Annotated in this window: 3 protein-coding genes; 2 read left to right on the forward strand and 1 reads right to left on the reverse strand. The window is 66.3% G+C overall.

Translation table 11 applies throughout. The features are described 5' to 3' along the window. Nucleotides 1-516 (reverse strand): catalase (locus AACR77_RS20800; RefSeq protein WP_042881870.1); only part of this gene is annotated, 516 nt, incomplete at its 3' end. Between the two features lie 152 nt (nt 517-668). Here AACR77_RS20800 and AACR77_RS20805 point away from each other — a divergent pair. After that, the gene (locus tag AACR77_RS20805) at nt 669-1,157 is read left to right on the forward strand and encodes a GNAT family N-acetyltransferase (RefSeq protein ID WP_010675925.1); all 489 of its coding nucleotides are present in this window, start codon (nt 669-671) and stop codon (nt 1,155-1,157) included. Further along, complete coding sequence (locus AACR77_RS20810) at nt 1,154-2,011, forward strand: AraC family transcriptional regulator (RefSeq protein WP_042881872.1); 858 nt, start codon at nt 1,154-1,156, stop codon at nt 2,009-2,011. The genes AACR77_RS20805 and AACR77_RS20810 overlap by 4 nt, the downstream gene beginning before the upstream one ends. Nucleotides 2,012-2,168 lie beyond the last annotated feature (157 nt).

The following is a 2,168-nucleotide window of genomic DNA, read 5'->3' on the forward strand; positions in this document are numbered from 1 at the left end:
CAGGGATTCCGGGTGGCGGGACCAGAAGTCCCAGGCGGCGGTGGCGCTGCGCAGGTTGGTGCGGGGATCCCGCTTCTGGGTGTGGATGAAGTCGGGGAATTTCAGGGGATCGCGAATGAAAAAGACCGGGGTGTTGTTGCCCACCAGATCCCAGTTGCCCTGCTCGGTATAGAACTTGAGGGCGAAGCCGCGCACGTCACGCTCGGCGTCGGCGGCCCCCTTCTCGCCGGCCACGGTGGAGAAGCGCAGGAACACCGGGGTCTGCTTGCCGACAGCGTTGAACAGGTCGGCCTTGCTGAAGGCGCTGATGTCGTGGGTCACGGTGAAGGTGCCGTAGGCGCCCGAGCCCTTGGCGTGCACCACCCGCTCGGGAATGCGCTCGCGGTCGAAGTGGGCGAGTTTCTCCATCAACCAGATGTCTTGCATCAGGACGGGGCCGCGGGGGCCGGCGGTGAGGCTGTTGTTGTTGTCGACAACGGGGGCGCCGTTGGCGCTGCGCAGGGTCTTGTCGGTCATGGCGGGTCTCCTTGTGATGAGTCGCCAGACTAGGGGAAGTGGGGGAGCGGCTCCAATGGAGTGTGCCTAACCCTTTGATTGGTTTCGCTGATGGGGGTGGAAACAGACGCCAGCCTTGCGGCAAGATGGGATTCAGCCAATCAGGAGGTCTCATGTCCATCACCATTCGCCGCGCCGGGCCGGAAGATGCCGCCGCCCTGCGGGATCTTCACGCCATGCCCCATGCCCAGGCGGGCACCCTGCAACTTCCCTTCCCCTCCTTGCAGCAGTGGGAGCAGAAGCTGACCCCGCGGGATGGCATCTACAGCCTGCTGGCGGAGTGGGAGGGGGAGGTGGCGGGTGCGCTGGTTCTGATGGTGGAGCCGGCCCCCCGTCGCCGCCACGTGGCGAGCATCGGCATGGCGGTACACGATGACTGGGCCGGGCGCGGGGTGGGCACTGCCCTGATGCAGGCTGCGCTGGATCTGGCGGACAACTGGCTCGGCTTGACGCGGGTGGAGCTGACGGTCTGGGCCGACAATCAGGCGGCCCTGGCCCTCTATCGCAAGGCGGGCTTTGTGGAGGAGGGCGTAGCCCGGGATTACGGCCTGCGTCATGGGGTGCTGGTGGATGCCCTCTACATGGCCAGGGTGCGCCGATGATCGACTATCGCGAGCGCCTGACGCCGGTGCTGAGGGCACTGGAGCAGGATCCGGATCTCTCCATCGAGGCGCTGGCGAGTCGCGCCTGCCTCTCCCTCTACCACTTCCACCGGGTGTTCACCGCCGTGGTGGGGGAGGCCCCCGGCGAGATGTGCCGCCGCCTGCGGATGCAGCGGGCGGCCTGGCAGCTCTGCTACACCGATGCCAGCGTCACCGCCATCGCCCTGGGGGCGGGGCTTGGCAGCTCCCAGGCTTTCGCCAAGGCGTTTCGCCGTCACTATGGTTGTACCCCGGGGGCGTTTCGCCGCGACAAGGGCAAGAACGGACACCTGGATCGCAAGGAAGGACACGCATGGCAAGGGGCACTCCCTTATGCTGAAGGCCACTCATCAGCAAGGAGCAACACCATGAACACCGTCGAGATGGACGCCCGCACCCTGGCCTATATCCGGGTCACCGGCCCCTATGGCGAAGGGTATGACGCCGTCTGCCATCGCCTTCACCAGTGGGCCGCGCCCCGTGGCCTGGAAGGGGGAGAGTGGATCTTCATCTACCACGACAACCCCGAGGTGACGCCGCCGGCCCAGTGCCGCACCGACATCGGCATCAGCGTACCGGTGGGGACCCAGGGCTCGGGAGAGGTGGAGACCCAGCACATCCCCGCCGGACGCTACGCCCAGTCCCGCTACCTCATCACGGATCGCAGCCAGTACGGGGAGCGCTGGCAGGAGCACATCGGCGATATCGTCGCGGCCGGGCTCGCCTTTGGGGACGGCCCCTGCTTCGAGCTCTATCACAGCGTGAGCAATGACCCCCTGCGCGATGACGTGAGCTTCTGCTCCAGCGTGCGCTAGGCAGGCGGCAATAAAACGAGGCGCCCTTGGGCGCCTCGTTTTATTTGTGGTCAATGACCACCGCAGATATCAGGACTGGCTGGGCACCTTGTTGCGGCGGGACTTCCACCACCAGCGCAGGCGGATCTGGGAGATGAGCAGCCCCGCCAGCATCAGG

Source organism: Aeromonas sp. ZOR0002, from assembly GCF_963866995.1.
GTDB lineage: Bacteria > Pseudomonadota > Gammaproteobacteria > Enterobacterales > Aeromonadaceae > Aeromonas > Aeromonas caviae.

Coding starts and splice junctions, on each gene's coding strand:
- AACR77_RS20805 (WP_010675925.1), top strand. CDS start 669: ATGTCCATCACCATTCGCCGCGCCGGGCCGGAAGATGCCGCCGCCCTG.
- AACR77_RS20810 (WP_042881872.1), top strand. CDS start 1,154: ATGATCGACTATCGCGAGCGCCTGACGCCGGTGCTGAGGGCACTGGAG.